Below are 17041 nucleotides of genomic sequence, written 5' to 3'. Positions count from 1 at the left end.
TAATGAGCTATGCTCATTACAGCATCATTTCCTATTAAAAAAAATTAAATCAATGATAATCATATAACCCTTGTCGCGTATCCTTATCCATCTCCCTGTTTATCATTTCATCATAAAGATCGTGCTTAATCGCTTTCAGGCCTTCGTCGCTTATCTTCTTGTTCTTGATAGCCAAAAGAGCGGTAAGAACAATCACAGAAAATGGATTCTCATTTGATCGCAATACCGACTCTTCCTGATCCATGATCTTGTAACTGTTAAAATCATAGCGCAATGACGTACCCATAAATTCTTGCCTATATACCTCCGGTCGATAGCTTCCATTTTCATCGGCCAGAATAGCTATAGCCGTAATAGGAACTTTATAACGATCCCATATACGGTAGAAATAACGGAACATGCGCTCGGCTAAATCACCATTTCCTTTGCTGCTCTGTATCTCCACATGGCACAGCACAAACTGTTCGCGGCCATCATTTAAAAATACCTTCACAAGCTTGTCTACATACCGCACTCCCTCTCAAATGGACTCTTGAATTGATTATAAGCAGTGGACAATAAAAATAAATATCCATACATATAATAAGTTTCAGTTATTATAACTATCTTTAAAATTATATAAAGCTTAATAATCACACAACTTGTTTACTCAAATCGCAAAAAACATGCAATTTAAAATGACTCTACGACCACTACTGTTTGTCTGTGCCCTAAGCCTGTTTTTTAGTTCTTGCCAAAAGGACGACCTTTCTAATCCAAAGGGTCGTATCGATATTGAAACGAAAGATGCTACTTGGACAAAATTGAGTATCCCTGGACAGCTCAGAGGGACATCGGCTATTTACGGTAATATAGACGACACCTTGGTTGTAGCCACCATGTATAAGATTTATATGACTACAGATAAAGGAGCTTCATGGCAAATGGTCAACGATGCTGGATTTGGCATACCAAGTTTCAATATGTATCAGGGAGAACTGATGGCTTTAAGCAACTTCCAGGACCATTCGACAAGTCCGACTTTATTCTCGTTGGACCAGGGTAAAAATTGGAGCAGAAAGGGCAAATATGGGTATGAAGTCTATGATAAGATACAGGTCAATAGAAAAGAAACAAAGATCAGTGAAAATGAATCTTACAAAATCTTCCCTCAGCCCAAAGAAATAATCGACAAAGAATATGGACGTCCGTTATCGCAGCCAGACAAACTAGTGAAGGTTACTGATAAAGGTGAACAGCTGCTTGATTTTCCTTTCCGTCGACAACTGAACTATATTTACCACGATAAGAAAAACCGACTTTATATTGGCGCTGAAGGAACTCGTTTTGAGTGGTCTGTTAAAGGCAATGAGCGTACTTATCCGACGTCCACAGATACAGCGATCATTTACATCAGCAAACTGCCTTTTAACGGAAAATAACGAAACAGTACCTAATTATTCGGAAAGAACAAGCGAATAATCGTCCCCTTACCCAGCTTACTGGAGAGATTAACGTTACCGTCCAGACGTTCCATCAACTCTTTAACTAAGGAGAGCCCTATGCCCGATCCCTTTGCTTCAAGCGCATTGGTTCCGCGCTCATGGGCTTTAAAAATGACATCCAGGTCTTCATCTGGAATGCCGATCCCATTATCTTCCAAATAGTAAACAATGCCTTTGCTTGTCTTTTCACTATAGATCGCAAGATAATCCTGCTGGGTATTTTTAGCATATTTCATCGCATTGGAGATCAGATTAAAAAAAATCTGATAAGCGACACCACAGTCTGTATACAGCTTGTAAAGATTTCCCAATCTAAACTCCAACTGTGATGCTGGATAAATAAGTTTTATTTCAGCGATCCATTCAGCAATCTTTTTATCCATTTCTAAGCATTCCCTTACCGGATTGACAGCTCTTATTTTATTTAGCTGCAGCGTTTGGTTAATAATAGACTGAATATTCGCTATGGCAGCTTGCATATGATCAAACCATTTTTGTTGAACACCTTCGGGCAGACTTATATTTTTACGTAGCATTTCACACACCAAGTATCCAGCATTGCCTGGTTGGCAAAGGCAATATTGAGATCTGGACTATCATAAATAGCCGTGGCTAAAGGTGACCGTTCTAGAACAGACAACAAAAAGTGCTCATCAAAAGGCATACAGAAAGAAATTTAGTAATCGTGAATGTATAGATATAGGGAACTCTAAAAAATTAATGCAACAGAAATGATGCCATTCTTTATATCCTTTTTTCGTATCTTAACCTCTAAGAAAGTTTAAGATGAATAAAGTAGGAAAAAAAATTAGGTTACTTAGGCACCAAAAAGGTTGGAGCCAACAGGATGTAGCAAAAAAATTGGGGATTTCCATTCCCGCATTTTCAAAAATAGAAACCGGCATTACCGATCTTAATCTCTCGAGATTAATCCAGATCGCCAAGTTATTTAATTTTACAGCAGTGCAGCTTTTATCTTTTTCTGAAACAGATCACGTAAATGATTATGTTGACGGAATAACTCTAATTCAGCAAAAGCTGAAAGAACGAGAAGAGGAAATAATCCGGCTTCAGAAAAAAATTATCGATCTCTATGGTCAGCTATACAAAGACTAAAACTCATATGTGTCCTAAATAAATTTTAGGATTGGATTTCTGTGGTACAAGCATAGCTTTTTTCATCATTTCGATATTGACCCCTATTTTTCAATCTGCGAAGATCTTTAGCTGTCCCTTTTTTCCTTTTATAGGCGGCCTGAGAAAGGGATCATCTATCCATTGCCAGATGTTTATTTTCACGAAGATATTCATTCTGATGAATGCGACCAGATTGGACAGGTTCCAGTCATATTTGGCCTTTTTTTGTAAGTATTTTAACAGTAATATGCCAATGAGTGAAGTCCAGATCTGGATCATCACTGCATTTTCAGAAGTCCCTATGAATGTCGATACTTTTAAGCGCTGCTTTAGATGCTTGAAGAAGACTTCGATATGCCAGCGTTGTTTATAGATGTTTGCCACCAAAGAAGCCTTCCACTTCGTATTATTGGTCAAAAAGTGGTACTCATTGCCAGTGGTGCTGTCCCAAAAGTGGACTAGGCGTAGCGGCTTGCCGTTGTATTTATTGCAGGCAGCACCGGATAGCTCAATGAGCTCATCCTTAAGGATCCCCTTTTCCATGAGTGCTTCACTCTGATAGGACTTGATAACCTTGTACTTCATATTAACTTTACTCCTGGTAACGAAGTAACACCCCCTGCTGTCCAAATCCCCAAGCCAGCTGTAATCCACGTAGCCACGGTCCACTACCACCACGCTTCCCTTGGAAAAACTGTAACTACCGGCTCGCTGGCTCTCATGTACTTTTCCATCGGTAATCTGCATAAAAACAGGTAGGCAGCCATCATAATCCAAGACAGTGTGCAGCTTTACGGCACCTTTGGTGCTGCGAAACTTTGCCCAGTCAAATACAGATAGACATAAGGGGATGATGCTTGCATCCATCAGATATACTTTACGCTTTAGCTGACCAAGATCTTTGCGAAAATGGGTGTCCTTTTGCCAAATCCTATCCAAAACAGAATAGTAAAGATCTTTGAAAAGTTCATGGGTACGGTGTGTGTTGATATAGGATATATTAGACTTACTTGGAGCTCTTACTACACCTAAGTGGTTCAGATTACCAGTGGTACTGCGTAGACCGTTACTAATATCACGAACCGAATCTGCCGAGGAAAAATGACAGAAAAGCATACTGACTAGATGCGTCCAGCTGTTGATCCCTTTCTGATGTTTGTCACTTTTGTGCTTTGAAACCAAATCTTTGAATAATTCGCGGTCGATAAGAGATAAAATCTGACTAAAAACATTTAAATTTATCATGGCGGTGTGTTATAATTTTGCAATTTAAATATAGCAACTTTGCTATATCCAAACACCGCCACTTTTTAAACGTTTAGGACGCAAGTGACTAAAACTTTTAAAATTTAACCGAAACACTGAGCCAAATAAGGTGCACATAGATCGATTTAGAGATAGTTTCTTTAGAAAAAAAGCCACTACCTTACGGAAATGGCTTTAATAAATATTTTAAGCTTAAAAATTCCGTGATTACAGTTTTTCAATTTCTTCAATAGAAAGTCCAGTAATATCACGGATATCCTCTATTTTAAAACCTTTACTCAACATCTTCCGAGCAGATTCAATAGCTTTTTTACGTTCACCTTCAGCAAGACCTTTAGCAAGACCTTTAGCAAGACCTTTAGCAAGACCTTTAGCGAGACCTTTAGCTTCTCCGGACCTCACAGCCGAATTAAAAACGCTTTCAGCATCTCGTTTATGTTTTAGACTTGATTCATATGACATGCGATCTTCCTCCGTTAATTTACCTATTTCTCCTACTTCAAAGATAAGACCAAATATCCTTTTATCCAAAAAAGATGGCAACTTATCCATGGTACTCAAGTGTTTAAGCACATATAGCCACTGATCCATTACAGTCCGCAATTCTGTCGACTTCTTATTGAAGAGTGGTAATGAAACCAATTTGTACCCTAACTTATCATAAAAAATTTCATGCGTATCCTTATCACACAATGCAACATCATAGAAATAGGGCCGATCGGTATTGCGCATAGGAAGGACCTTATCGTCTCCATAGAGTTTAAATTCTAAAACACCAATAAAATAAACCTCTGGTAGACAGTAATCATTTCCTTTCTTTCCCCTTGACAATTGTTTATTAATCAATCGTGAAGTGTAGTAAACAGCTCGATCCCTAAAAAATTCTTGAAATAATTGCTGCATTTCAATAATAAATAACTCGCCATCACTTCCGATACAATGTAAATCGAAGACGACCCGACGCATATCTTCCTGATCACCATCATATTCTACGGATTTGTAGAATAAATCGGAAATTACTTTCTCCCCTTCAAATAAGCTATTGAGAAATTCAATCAAGAGAATTTTATTTTCCTCCCGCCCAAAATAAAGCTTCCAACCAAAGTCGGTATTGGGATCAACATATTTCCCGATATATTTAAACTTTGCCATAATTATTAAGTTACTGGTTATTAGCACAAATATAAATAAAACTAAAATTATTAGCAAAAAAAACAAGAAAAAGGAAATCGTACAATCTGACAACCTCCACAAATCGTCTCAAAATATCCTCATATTGTCTCAAGCAGCAGTGCCTATACTGCTAATGCTGTAAATTTAGTGTTCATATCACACCAATTATATGCAGTATCTTGAATTTGAACATATCCATTTTATCTGGAGCCGACAGCTGACATCGACCATTCCACAAAAATCCTGTCAAGCTCTTATATCTTAAAAAACCAATATTATTTAATAAACATTAGCACATGAATTTTAAAATCAACAGTTTTAAAGTGGCTACTAAATTATTGCTATTCAGCAGCAGTTTTTTTGCTGGAGCCGCTTATGCCCTACCCCATGCACCCTATGTGCAGCAGGCCCAAACTACAGTCAAGGGCAGTGTTAAGGACCAACAGGGCAATCCCCTAGCCGGAGCCACGGTGTCTGTGAAGGGCAGCAATCTACGAACTTCGACAGACGCCAACGGTGTGTTTACACTAGCCAATGTGGCGGAAAATGCTGTCCTAGTCATTCGAATGATCGGCTTTAGCGCCAAGGAAATCACGTATACGGGTGGTTCCAGTTTGAATGTACAATTAGTATCTGACACACAGCAGCTTGAGGAGGCTGTTGTGGTGGGGTATGGCTCCCTTGACAAAAAAGAATTGACTAGTGCCGTTTCGAGCATCAAACAGAAAGACATGGTCGCGGGTGCTGTCTCTCCCCTTTTGGCGATCCAGGGAAAAGTTCCGGGACTCAGTGTCATCTCCACCAATGGAACCGACCCTAATGCGGGTATTTCCCTGCAATTGCGCGGTGTCAATTCAGTAAATGCCTCACAGGGACCCCTCGTGGTTATTGACGGCGTTCCCGGCGGCGATATCAACTCCGTAGCGAAGGAAGATATTGAATCCATTAACGTGCTGCGCGATGCCTCTGCTGCCGCGATCTACGGAACGCGTGCCTCTGGCGGTGTGATCCTGATCACCACAAAACGACCACAGATCGGAAAAGCACAGGTGAATTTTACCTCCGAATACTTTGTCGAATCCATCCGAAAACGGCCAAAGGTCCTATCGGCAGAGAAATTTGTGGAATATGGCCTTGGTGAAGATCTGGGACATCGCACAGACTGGTATGATGAGGTTACCAACAATAATCCATTTAGCCATCGACAGGTCGCAAACATCAGCGGCGGTTCAGAAAATGCCAATGTCTATACCACCTTTACTAAACGCGACGCCAAAGGAATGGCGATCACCTCCAAACGGGATGAAATCGGCGGTCGGATCAATAGTGCCTTCAAATTTTTCGATGGCTTTGCGGAATTGAATACCAATGTAAGCTACAACCAGGTGAAAGCGTATGGCTCTAATGGCGACATCTTTAACAACAATGACATTTTTAACATGGCCCTGGTGATGAATCCTACGGAAACACCTTACGATGCCAATGATGTCAGCGGTTACAACGTCTTAGAAGGTGGATATGACACCTGGAATCCCGTGGCTGAAGCACGCCTCCGCAGCGATGAAAAGCAATTTAAATACCTGTTGGCCAATGCGACCTTAAAGTTAAACCTCACAGAACATCTGACCACAAGCGCAACCATCGGAATTAAGAACAACAGCGAACATGGCAATTATTACCGATCGGCACAGCATCGTATTTCGCGGGAGAACAATGTGGACGGATTTGCCAAACAATATTATAGCCGGTTCAATGACCGCGTCTTTGAATGGACCGCTAACTATACAAACCGTTGGGACTCTCATTCCCTGAATGCTGTGGCAGGTTATAGCTACCAGGATTTTAACGGACAGGGATTTTCTGCCGAAAACTCCAATTTCCCCGTCGATGGCATCGGCGAAAACGACATGGGTACAGGCACCTATTTGCCTGACGGACGTGCAGGTATCGGATCATGGAAAAATCCCTGGGTCAAACTTGCCGCCTTTTTCGGCCGTGTCAACTACTCGTATCTGGATCGCTATATCCTGACCGCAACAGCACGTTACGAAGGCTCAAGCAAATTTGCGCCTAAAAACAGATGGGGATTTTTTCCGGGACTTTCCGCAGGCTGGCGGGTTTCCCAGGAATCCTTCTTACGGGATGTCAAATTTATCAATGACTTAAAATTACGCGCAGGCTATGGAGAAACGGGCAATGAAGGTTTTGATGCAAAAGTTGCCACCCGGATGTATAGCGCCGACACCTGGTTTTTGCAAGATGGCAAATGGTTTAGGACTTATGGCGTTATGCACAACCAAAATCCAAATATCAAATGGGAGGTCAAAAAGGAATACAACCTCGGTTTAGATTTCACTGTACTGAACAACCGTTTAAGCGGTCGTTTTGATATCTACAAACGCAAGATCGACGATCTGATTTATGACATCAGCGTTTCCCAACCGCCGGCGATCCACGATAAAACCACCATGAATGTGGGTAGCATGCAAAATACCGGATATGAATTTGAACTGAACTTTAAAGCCGTAGACAATGATCATTTCAGTTATACCACCAGCATTGTCGCCTCGCATAACAAAAGCAGGCTCAATACCTTATGGGGCAGTCAGACCTTTACCGACCGAAAAGACTTCCCGGCACCAGGTTCGCCAGGCTCGGCGGTCAGGTTGTACCCAGGGCAGGATATTGGCCAGTTTTTCCTCTGGAAATTTGCCGGATTTACAGATGACGGCTATTGGAAACTCTATGACAAGGACGGAAATGCCTTTGATGTGCGGGACCGCAACAAGACCGTGGGCGACAAGTCTTTTGTCGGCAATGCGATCCCGACCTTACAGCTTTCCTGGAACAACCAATTTACCTATAAAAACTGGGATGCAAGTATCTATATGCGTAGCTGGATCGGACACGATGTGTTCAATATGATCAATATGTATTATAGCCTGCCCAATGTAAAAGGACAGAATGTATTGGAAGAGGCCTACGACAAGCATAAAAATATCAAGGGTGAAAAAGAGTTGAGCGATTACTGGTTGGAAAAAGGCACTTTTCTGAAGGTTGACGCGCTGAACATCGGTTATCGTTTTAACCAAAATTGGATCAAACCACTGAAAGCACTGCGTGTCTATGCTACTGCACGCGACCTTTTTGTGTTTACCAACTACAGTGGCCTGGATCCGGAAGCGAATATCAATGGTCTTGAACCGGGATTTGAAGAGCGCAATGTCTATCCAAAGACCAGGACTTTTATGATGGGATTACAAGTAAACTTTTAAAGCGAGCAAAGATGAAAAAATATATTTCAATAGCAACATTATCCGTAGCATTATTGCTATCAGGATGCACCAAATTGGATCAGGAATTTTATAGTTCGGTCACGCCGGACACCTTTTTCAAAAGTGAGAAAGACATCAAGGCAGCCCTATTTAGACCATTTACCCATGCGAAGTGGTATATGGGCGAAGACCGTTGGCGCCTTCAGGAATATACAGCCGACAATTTTGCCATTACCACCAAGGGCCGGCATTGGTATAACGGTGGTGAGAATGAGCGCTATCATTACCACCGTTGGACGGCGGATGACAACTGGATTTGGGGAAGCTGGCGCGGAACCCTGATGGGGGTTGCCCTCGCACTGGATACAAAGAGTGATCTGAGCAAATTGGACTACGGCAAATTTGCACTGAGTGACGAGCGGAAAGCAGCAGATCTCGCTCAATTAGATGCCTTGATCGCCTACTTTTATCTACGTGGATTAGATTATTTTGGCGGTATGCCTATTTTCGAGTCATTAGACCAAGAGTCCCTACCACGCAATAGTGATCAGGAACTTTTTGCCCATATCGAAAAGCTACTTAAAGCTGCTATTGAAAATCTTCCGGCAAAGAAGGCCGGGGACAAGGAAGAAGGCGCGATCCGAAAAGCTGCCGCTGCAGCCATGCTGGCACAGCTCTACTTCAATGCAGAGGCCTATATCGGCAAAGCGATGTATGCTGAAAGCCAAAAATTGGCACAGGATATTGTCAATAAGGTTTATGGTGATTATGCCCTAGATACCAAATGGAACGGAGTGCACGGGTTTAAAAACAATGAATCGCCCGAAATTATTTGGTCTATGCCATCCGAATTCAAGATGCTGGAGTATAATTGGTTTTATGCCGACTTCTATCATTACAACACGAAACAGTTCTTTGCACAGGACATGGGCGGCAACAATGGGGCCCACCTGACGCCGTCGAAGAAACCCAACGGCTCACTTTATACTGCAGACTTCAAGTTAGGTTCACCTTTTGAAACCTTCGACCAAGGCGATCTACGCAAAGCACCCTACGTTTACCGTGGCTCAGACCAATATGAGGGCATGTTTATCGTTGGTCCCCATAAAACACCGAGCGGCGAGGCTATTCTCGGAGGTGAGGAATATAAGGACAAGCCCTTGAACTTTGTCGACCAGGTCGGCCGCTTTTCAGAAGTTGGGCCAGGAAAAAAATACAGTTCGATCGACCAGCTGCCCTCCAAAATGTCCGAAGGCGAGGAAAACACAGGTGTACGGCTTGTGAAGGTGCCGATCCCAAATCTCGCGAACAACACTTTACGCTGGGGAGCTGATATGCCGATTATCCGATTGGCAGAGGTTTACTATATGCTTGCCGAATGTGATTACAGATTAGGGAACAAGGAAAAGGCTGCAGAACTATTCAATACCGTCCGAAAGAGAAACTTTGTCAATGCTACCGATCCTAATCCCGTGACTGCTGCCAATATGGACAAGTACCGTATTTTGGATGAATGGAGTATTGAGTTTTTAGGGGAAGGTCGGCGACGTACAGATCTGATCCGGTGGAAAACTTTTACTACGGAAAAGTGGTGGGATCATAATCCAAGTACCTCCGCACATCTGAATCGTTTCCCAGTGCCCAACCAAGCTATTGCTGGCAATAGCAGTCTGGCACAGAATCCGGGATACTAAAATTGACATGGGGCATTTCACTTAATTATATGCTCCTTAATTTAATTATTAATGTATCTTTGAAAATATTTAGGTATATTTTGTAAGTGCAAAAAGGTTGGGAACTTAGTTTCCAACCTTTATTTTTAAGGCATCAACGAATTGAAACCTAAGCTCCCCATAACCATTTCCCACTTGTATTTAGAACATTCATACAGCTTAAACTGTAAATTTATTATATTAGCATAACAATTTGATATTATACATCTAAATGAGTAATCAGCTTAAGGATATTTTTTTTCAATTATTACGTATAGGTCTTTGGGGTAAAGGTCGACTATCAATGACACAGCCCATGACCTCGGAAGATTGGAATACAATCCGAAAATATGCCATAAATCATACAGTTGAAGGCATTATTTACGATAGCTTTTCTTTTTTAGAGGAACAGCAGCTTCCTCCCCAGTCCCTTAGAATGAAATGGGTTGTTCGCATGGATAATATTGAAAGACAGAATGAAAAGATGAATACTGTGATTGCAGAGCAATTCACCCTTTTTAGTGCAATGGGCCTCAGACCTATTTTGTTAAAAGGACAGGGCATAGCTTCCTGCTATCGCATCCCCAACCACCGCACATGCGGAGATGTAGACTGGTATTTTGATAACAATGGATATGCTGAAGCTCGAGATTATCTAAAAAAGAATTCAATAAAATTTCGTGACACTGTAGGGTTTAGTCTTGACTATGCATGGAGGAATATCTGCATCGAACATCATAAGAAATTGTTTGATATCAGGAGCCCATTTAAACTTAACTATCTGCGTAGATTAAAAGAAGATTATAGAGATTTGGAGCAAACACTAACGATCGAAGACACTTCTATTCGCTTACTTGCTCCAGAATTGCAGCTCCTCCAAGTGAATGGACATATATTAAAACATATGATTTCTTTTGGTATCGGTTTACGCCAATTATGCGATTCAGCTCGTTTATACCATACATCCCATACGACGATTAATAAAGAAGATTTATTGGAAATGTATACCAAAAGCGGCATTATAGATTGGATACATTTACTGCATAAGATTTTAGTTGAGTATCTGGGATTACCAATCGATGAAATTCCTTTTCCTTACCCTGAAAATTTAGATGCAGATTGGATGATGACTGAAATTTGGTATTCGGGCAATTTTGGCTTTCATGATGAGCGGTTCGAAGATGGTAAGATTATCAATGCCATATCCTCACTCCCAGAAGGTCCTAAAAGATTATGGAAAAACTTTAAGAGATATGTGAAGTATGCGCCGCAAGAAGTTTTTTTCTTCACGCTAGTCCACTCCTATTCCAGATTTATTGGCAAAGACAGCGATTAAAAATATAAAAAGACTTGCCTATTCGGGAAGTCTTTTTATAATAGAGTTATAATTTCTGTTCAGTAGGAGTACTGCTTTCTTTCTTTTGGAGCTGAGTTTGATTCCCTTCAAGCTCTTCGGCCTTTACACCTTTTGGATTACTCCATAATTTTTTCTTATAAGCATCCAGCTTCTCCTCAACTTTCTTTCCATCAAGCTGCTGCCCTCCATTTTCGGTATCTTTTAGATTCTGTAACATCCCTGGGGAGGATTCACGTACAATTGTGCTTGCAAACTTGTTCTGTACGAAAAAATCATCCATGCTCATTTCATAAAGCCCCTTGTCCGGATCGGAGATATCGACCTGAACCAAGGCATAACGTAGCTGTGGAAAGTAAAGCCAAAAAGCTGGTGTAGCACCTACCGATTCTGCCAGTTCAGCCGAAGTTGTTATATTCATCAGAGGAGCCACGCCGATAATACGCGTTTCAAGCCTACTGCGCTGTTTATCGAAAAAGATATCCTCTTTTACCCGGAACTTAGTCACACGAGCAGGATCAAATTCATTCAGCGCCATTTTGGAGTCAATCTGGTTTCCTTCACCATCAAAAATGGGCACAAGCACGCTATCTGCAAATCTTGCCATCCCCTCCTGTGCACTTAATCTTCCTTTAAAAGAATCATCGTCTGGGCTATATAACGATAGTTTTCCCTTTTCAATGGCTTTCATAACCACCTCTATTAAAGAATTACCGGGCACAGCCAATATGGCGTTCTTCTCATCTTTCAGGTCTATATCTCGCCAGACGCGTTTATAAAAACGAATATTCTTTTTATTCACCTCTGGATAAGCAAAAGGCACAGCATCTTCCATATTATTTGCCTGATAGAATCCATCTGTTGTCGGAATAGTATCTTGGATAACATCCTGAGAAACGTTTACATTAAAGGTATCGGGAATTATATTTTCTTGTGCTGTAACAGTTCCAATGCCTAATCCCATCAAAACTGTCGTCAATATTTTTATGTTCATCACGTTTAATTTATATGGTGATCAATGAATTAATACTTCCGTGTTTTACTTTGTACAGTAGGCATTTCAAACGCCGACATCACACAACGGAAACCGATATAGGAATGTGGCTCATAATCTACGGAATAGTTTCTGGTTTCACTATTCAGCTGCTCACCATTATCTTTCCAGGAACCGCCACGTACCACCTTACGTTTGAGCGCATCACCATCCTTTGGATCCGCATCATATAATAAAGCGGGGTTTAAATCATTTACAAACACGACTGCAGAGGGGCTATACGCATCCAAAGTCCACTCAGATACATTTCCCGCCATATTATAAACGCCAAAAGCATTTGGCATATAGGATTTAACAGGCAATGTAAAGGTTGCACCGTCACGGGAATATGTCCCCTCGCCCTGCTTGAAGTTTACTGCTAATTTCTTTTTACCTTCCGTTCCATCAATCGTCATACGAGAACCTGCTATTGTATCCTGAGGGTCCAATTTACCAGAAGCCGCATATTGCCACTGGGCTTCCGTAGGAAGACTAAGACTTAGCTGATAACCATTTAAATACGAGTTTTTTAATACTGTTGCAGCCATTTCATTAGCGCGCCAATCTGTGAAAGCACGAGCTTGTCTCCATGTGACCCCTACAACGGGATAATAGTCAAACGAAGGATGGGTAAAATAATTCGCATCTAGCGATGCAAGCTGCGAATTTGGAAAATCTTTGGTCCATATATCCTCTATGGGCATTACCGAAACTGTATCTGTTACGTATTTCTTTTTCATATTTCCTTTCGACTGCAAATAGGAGAACCTGTACTTAATCACTTCTGGATTGAGTGCCCGTCTATTCCCTCGCATCTCCAACATAGGAGCCAAACGCTCCTGAACAGTCGGATCGTTACTCTTCCAAAGCGGAGAAACTTTCTTGACTTTGGCCCAATTAATACGTTTCTGACCAACTTCCTCTCCAGCAATATCCAAAAAATAACTATCATCCTGCAGGTAATCCGTTACGGCTACAGAATCAGCTACCCAATTGACAAATTCACGGTACTGTTTATTGGTTACTTCGGTTTCGTCTATAAAGAAAGCGCTTACACTAACGTTCTTACCCACATTTCCACTATCCAATGAGCCTTTAAAAAGTATTGTTCCGGAAGGAATATACACCATTCCCGGTGGCGGGGGCAACTTACCGCCCTTAAAAGCATTTACCTTTGGCGCCTTATACATAGCGGAATTAGACTTACAGGCAGCGAAGCCAATTAATATAGCAAAAGCCAATAGCCCAAACAGCTGACGCTTATAATTCGCTTTAAATATATTTTTCATACGTTTATTTTTTCAATTAGCTTACTTACGATTGAATAGCGCATATTTGACTCCCAAGGAAACAAAGCCATATTGGTCATTGCTTTTATTCTTGATCCCGTCAAGGTTATCATTTGTTGTTAAAGTATGTTGGTAATTAATGTTGATTGCCCATTGAGGTCCATACAACGTGCGGCCAAATGGAATATCCACCCCAATATTTAAAGGCACGACAAAATGGATTTCGCCCAGATCAGTAGAAAGTTCACCTCCATTATTCTCAAGATAATCCTTATAGAAACTTGACGTTGTTCTATTTATTCTATTTTTCACCAACCCGGCCCCAGCTCCTACATAGATATTGGATAAAATTCTTGACAAAGTATTGGCTTCTAACGTATAATAACTATAGTTATCAGGATGACCCATAAATTGGCCTATACGGATTTTGCCATTTATATTGCCAGCAAAATATCTGTTTTTAAATTTACTGTCATATCCATTACCGGCTAAAGTTCCTTTTTCACCTCGCAATCCAACAGATAGATAGGGCGTGATTAAATAGTCAGCCTCCCCATAGAAGGCAAATTTAGGTTCGACATTCGCTAAATCCGTAAAATTTAAAGCAACACCTGCCCCCGCCCCTACACTGATAGGTCGAGAAAACTGTCCGAAAGCAGTCTTAGCCATCAAAGACAGTAAGGCCACAAAAGCGCATAGTAACTGTTTTTTCATTTGTATAATTTATTTTTCACCGATAAAAGAACTCTTAAGGTTAGGTCGAATAGATCGCATATCAATCTAAGCAATCAAAACGATATAATTAAAAACGACGGTGCTCAGCCTTTATTGTAAAAAACAAACCCCAAGTCGAAGTATCGACTTGGGGTTAAACAACAATAAGGCCAAAAATTCGATGATCTAAAATTTATTTTATATTTAGTCGATCTTTAAGATCCTGCCAAATTTTAGCGATCCCTGTTTTCTTCTTCCCTTTATCGCCATAACCGTAGCCATAGCCATAGCCATAGCCGTAACCATAGCCTTTTGCAAAATCAACATCATTGACTATTGCAGCCAAGTTTTTCAACTTGCCATCAACATATAACTCTCGAGGTACCTGTAATAAGCGTTTGTCCAGATAATTTGCTCTAGAAACATATAATGTAAGGTCAGCATTATGAGCAATTAGTAAGGTGTCGGTAACCAAACTTACTGGAGCGGTATCAACAAGAACATAATCATAATGCTCGCGTGCATACTTAATTACATCGTCAAAGTGTCCGTTCATTAAAAGTTCAGCAGGATTTGGTGCTATATATCCAGAGTAAATTACATCGAAATCATAATTCCCCGGTTTTTTAATGATGATGTTATCTACATCCATATCCGGATTGATCAAAAACTGTGTAATACCCACATTTGTATGTTGTAAGTGTGATAAACCCAAATAGTCTAACACTTTCGGGCTACGAATATCCGCACCTATCAATAATACATTTTTGCCCGACATCGATAAGATTTGGGCGAGGTTTGTCGTTACAAAGGATTTTCCCTCCCCCGAAATTGTAGAGGTAACAAATACAACTTTTGAGCTTTCCTTTTGATCAGCACCAAACATAAAGTTCATATTGGTTCTCAAAATTCGGAATGCTTCAGCCAAAGAAGAGCGGTCATTTAAATGAATGACTGTATCCTCTGCACTAGGAATCTCACCCAATACAGGAGCCTTCACGATATCCTCTATATCTTTTCTAGAATGAACTTTATTATCCAATAAGAATTTAATGTAGATAAGTGCGAATGGAATTAGAAAACCAATAATCAGGGCTGAAAAGAGGATAATGACTCCACGCGGAGAGACAGGTACGCCATTATTGTACGCAGCATCAATGATTTTTAAGTTATCTGGAGTCGCCGCAGCTTTGACTTCACTTTCTTCTCGTTTTTGCAATAATAATAAATACAAAGACTCTACAATCTGCTGCTGTCTAGAGATTTTTTTAAATCCTTGTTCCTGATTTGGAATAGAACTTATGCGTCCCTTAATTTCATTAGATTTCCTTTCAATACTATTTAATGCTAGCTTCGTTACTTTCTGATAGTTATCGAGAGATTGTCGTATATTTTTATCACTTTCTTCAATATTCTCATTCAAAGCTACCACTGTGGGATTTAATTCTGATGCAGATTTTAATAAATCATCTCTTTCCAATACAAGTTTATTATACTCTGCTATTGTTGAAACAATAGATGCATCTTGAAGGCCTATATTTGATGGCAACAACTTGCCTGGCTTTTGATTTCTCAAAAAATCATTCATATGATCAACGAGCTGCAATTGCGTGCGGTATTCCAAAACTTTCTTATCATTTTCAGAGGCATTATTGAGAAATACTCCTGCTTCAGTTGCCATATCCACCATCGAATTGGACGTCTTAAACTCCGCGGCTTCTTCATCAGCACCGGAAAGATCTTTTGAAATCAATACCAGTCTCTTATTAATAAAATCAGAAGTTGCGCGCGTCATTCGAAGTTTATCATTTGTCAGGTCGGCATTATATGTTTCTATAAGACTATTCAACACTAATTCTGCCTTTTTCCCTAATGTGGAAACCATAGCAAAGTTTACAATGTAAGATTGCATTTCTTTACTTGGAGAAATCAAAATCGAGCTTAAGTTAAGATCTACGGCCCAGTCTCTAGGAATAACTTTAATCTCAAAATCATCATTCCTATTTAATGGAAAAGAGCCGTTACGCCGAAAAATAATTGAATTTTTACCTATCTTAACTATCTTATCGAAACCTGCAGTTATTTTCTCGTCAGTAGTCGTATTAGTAATCTTTAAATTCAACTTCTCGTCCAAACTTACCTTAATTGATAACCTTACACTATCCAAATTCCCTTGTGGTTGTATGTAAAAAGGCATATCTCTTTCCAACAGTTCAGAAGACCTTATATTACCTTTTTTCTCATAAATTATATTGAGGTGATGCTGATCCACTACTTTTCGCATCAGTCTTCTAGAAGTCAGTACTTCAATCTGATCAGTCACGAAAGCAGATCTAGAACCTCCAAACCCCATGCTACTGCTTAACTCTGCAATCCCAGCCAATTCTCCAGCAGATGCGCTTCGTTCATCTCTCAACAAGATCTTTGCAGTTGTGCTATAAGTCTTCTGCGCATAACGCAAATAAACTACTGCGACTGCCAAAGAAAGAATAACGGAAATTACAAACCATTTCCAATAGAAGGCATATTGCTCAAATAACTGCCTTAAATTAACTTCTTCTTCCTTATCTTCTTTAAGATGTATAGATTTCTGTTCCATAGATA

13 protein-coding genes are annotated in these 17041 nt (G+C 40.4%); 5 read left to right on the top strand and 8 right to left on the bottom strand.

Annotated elements, in window-relative coordinates:
* Window positions 1–49: 49 nt before the first annotated feature.
* Window positions 50–493: a hypothetical protein gene (locus A9970_RS16565; protein WP_182983089.1), complete on the bottom strand. Its 444-nt coding sequence runs from the start codon at window positions 491–493 to the stop codon at window positions 50–52.
* Between the two features lie 172 nt (window positions 494–665).
* Here A9970_RS16565 and A9970_RS16560 point away from each other — a divergent pair, with 172 nt between their 5' ends.
* Window positions 666–1421 (top strand): hypothetical protein, encoded by a 756-nt coding sequence (locus A9970_RS16560; protein ID WP_220801634.1) that lies wholly within the window; start codon window positions 666–668, stop codon window positions 1419–1421.
* 11 nt (window positions 1422–1432) lie between these two features.
* On the opposite strand, the gene A9970_RS16555 is transcribed toward A9970_RS16560, so the two are convergent.
* Entirely contained in the window at window positions 1433–2020 is a 588-nt protein-coding gene (locus tag A9970_RS16555; RefSeq protein ID WP_182983087.1) for a sensor histidine kinase KdpD, read from the bottom strand.
* Between the two features lie 250 nt (window positions 2021–2270).
* Here A9970_RS16555 and A9970_RS16550 point away from each other — a divergent pair, with 250 nt between their 5' ends.
* Window positions 2271–2600 (top strand): helix-turn-helix domain-containing protein, encoded by a 330-nt coding sequence (locus tag A9970_RS16550; protein WP_182983086.1) that lies wholly within the window; start codon window positions 2271–2273, stop codon window positions 2598–2600.
* A gap of 90 nt (window positions 2601–2690) precedes the next feature.
* Here the strand turns inward: A9970_RS16550 and A9970_RS16545 are convergent, their stop codons facing one another.
* Window positions 2691–3866: an IS4 family transposase gene (locus tag A9970_RS16545; RefSeq protein ID WP_182983085.1), complete on the bottom strand. Its 1176-nt coding sequence runs from the start codon at window positions 3864–3866 to the stop codon at window positions 2691–2693.
* A 228-nt stretch (window positions 3867–4094) separates the two neighbouring features.
* Window positions 4095–5039 carry an Rpn family recombination-promoting nuclease/putative transposase gene (locus A9970_RS16540; RefSeq protein WP_182983084.1) on the bottom strand — a complete coding sequence of 315 codons (945 nt, stop codon included), beginning with the start codon at window positions 5037–5039 and terminating at the stop codon, window positions 4095–4097.
* Between the two features lie 317 nt (window positions 5040–5356).
* Between A9970_RS16540 and A9970_RS16535 the strand changes: the two genes are divergently transcribed.
* The 3 genes from A9970_RS16535 (at window position 5357) to A9970_RS16525 (ending at window position 11383) form a co-directional block, all read left to right on the top strand.
* Window positions 5357–8335: a SusC/RagA family TonB-linked outer membrane protein gene (locus A9970_RS16535; RefSeq protein WP_182983083.1), complete on the top strand. Its 2979-nt coding sequence runs from the start codon at window positions 5357–5359 to the stop codon at window positions 8333–8335.
* 11 nt (window positions 8336–8346) lie between these two features.
* Window positions 8347–10029 carry a RagB/SusD family nutrient uptake outer membrane protein gene (locus A9970_RS16530; protein WP_182983082.1) on the top strand — a complete coding sequence of 561 codons (1683 nt, stop codon included), beginning with the start codon at window positions 8347–8349 and terminating at the stop codon, window positions 10027–10029.
* 250 nt (window positions 10030–10279) lie between these two features.
* Window positions 10280–11383, top strand: a complete 1104-nt coding sequence (locus A9970_RS16525) for a nucleotidyltransferase family protein (protein WP_182983081.1) — start codon at window positions 10280–10282, stop codon at window positions 11381–11383.
* A 46-nt stretch (window positions 11384–11429) separates the two neighbouring features.
* Here A9970_RS16525 and gldN read toward each other — a convergent pair whose 3' ends face one another.
* From gldN to A9970_RS16505, 4 genes are all read right to left on the bottom strand, one after another.
* Window positions 11430–12395: a gliding motility protein GldN gene (gene gldN / locus A9970_RS16520; RefSeq protein WP_182983080.1), complete on the bottom strand. Its 966-nt coding sequence runs from the start codon at window positions 12393–12395 to the stop codon at window positions 11430–11432.
* A gap of 29 nt (window positions 12396–12424) precedes the next feature.
* Window positions 12425–13723 (bottom strand): SUMF1/EgtB/PvdO family nonheme iron enzyme, encoded by a 1299-nt coding sequence (locus A9970_RS16515; protein WP_182983079.1) that lies wholly within the window; start codon window positions 13721–13723, stop codon window positions 12425–12427.
* Between the two features lie 21 nt (window positions 13724–13744).
* On the bottom strand, window positions 13745–14437 hold the full coding sequence (locus tag A9970_RS16510; protein WP_182983078.1) for an outer membrane beta-barrel protein: 693 nt from the start codon (window positions 14435–14437) through the stop codon (window positions 13745–13747).
* 193 nt (window positions 14438–14630) lie between these two features.
* The gene (locus tag A9970_RS16505; RefSeq protein ID WP_182983077.1) at window positions 14631–17036 is read right to left on the bottom strand and encodes a polysaccharide biosynthesis tyrosine autokinase; all 2406 of its coding nucleotides are present in this window, start codon (window positions 17034–17036) and stop codon (window positions 14631–14633) included.
* Between the last annotated feature and the right edge of the window lie 5 nt (window positions 17037–17041).

Origin of the sequence: Sphingobacterium sp. UME9 (assembly GCF_014170215.1) — a bacterium.
Classification (GTDB): domain Bacteria; phylum Bacteroidota; class Bacteroidia; order Sphingobacteriales; family Sphingobacteriaceae; genus Sphingobacterium; species Sphingobacterium paramultivorum.
This window is presented reverse-complemented; position numbering and strand designations above follow the sequence as displayed.

Bases quoted from the DNA above. Each gene is read 5' to 3' on its own strand.
- A9970_RS16540 (WP_182983084.1), bottom strand. From the start codon at position 5,039: ATGGCAAAGTTTAAATATATCGGGAAATATGTTGATCCCAATACCGAC.
- A9970_RS16535 (WP_182983083.1), top strand. From the start codon at position 5,357: ATGAATTTTAAAATCAACAGTTTTAAAGTGGCTACTAAATTATTGCTA.
- A9970_RS16555 (WP_182983087.1), bottom strand. From the start codon at position 2,020: ATGCTACGTAAAAATATAAGTCTGCCCGAAGGTGTTCAACAAAAATGG.
- A9970_RS16560 (WP_220801634.1), top strand. From the start codon at position 666: ATGCAATTTAAAATGACTCTACGACCACTACTGTTTGTCTGTGCCCTA.
- A9970_RS16525 (WP_182983081.1), top strand. From the start codon at position 10,280: ATGAGTAATCAGCTTAAGGATATTTTTTTTCAATTATTACGTATAGGT.
- A9970_RS16510 (WP_182983078.1), bottom strand. From the start codon at position 14,437: ATGAAAAAACAGTTACTATGCGCTTTTGTGGCCTTACTGTCTTTGATG.
- A9970_RS16515 (WP_182983079.1), bottom strand. From the start codon at position 13,723: ATGAAAAATATATTTAAAGCGAATTATAAGCGTCAGCTGTTTGGGCTA.
- A9970_RS16545 (WP_182983085.1), bottom strand. From the start codon at position 3,866: ATGATAAATTTAAATGTTTTTAGTCAGATTTTATCTCTTATCGACCGC.
- A9970_RS16550 (WP_182983086.1), top strand. From the start codon at position 2,271: ATGAATAAAGTAGGAAAAAAAATTAGGTTACTTAGGCACCAAAAAGGT.
- A9970_RS16505 (WP_182983077.1), bottom strand. From the start codon at position 17,036: ATGGAACAGAAATCTATACATCTTAAAGAAGATAAGGAAGAAGAAGTT.
- A9970_RS16530 (WP_182983082.1), top strand. From the start codon at position 8,347: ATGAAAAAATATATTTCAATAGCAACATTATCCGTAGCATTATTGCTA.
- gldN (WP_182983080.1), bottom strand. From the start codon at position 12,395: ATGAACATAAAAATATTGACGACAGTTTTGATGGGATTAGGCATTGGA.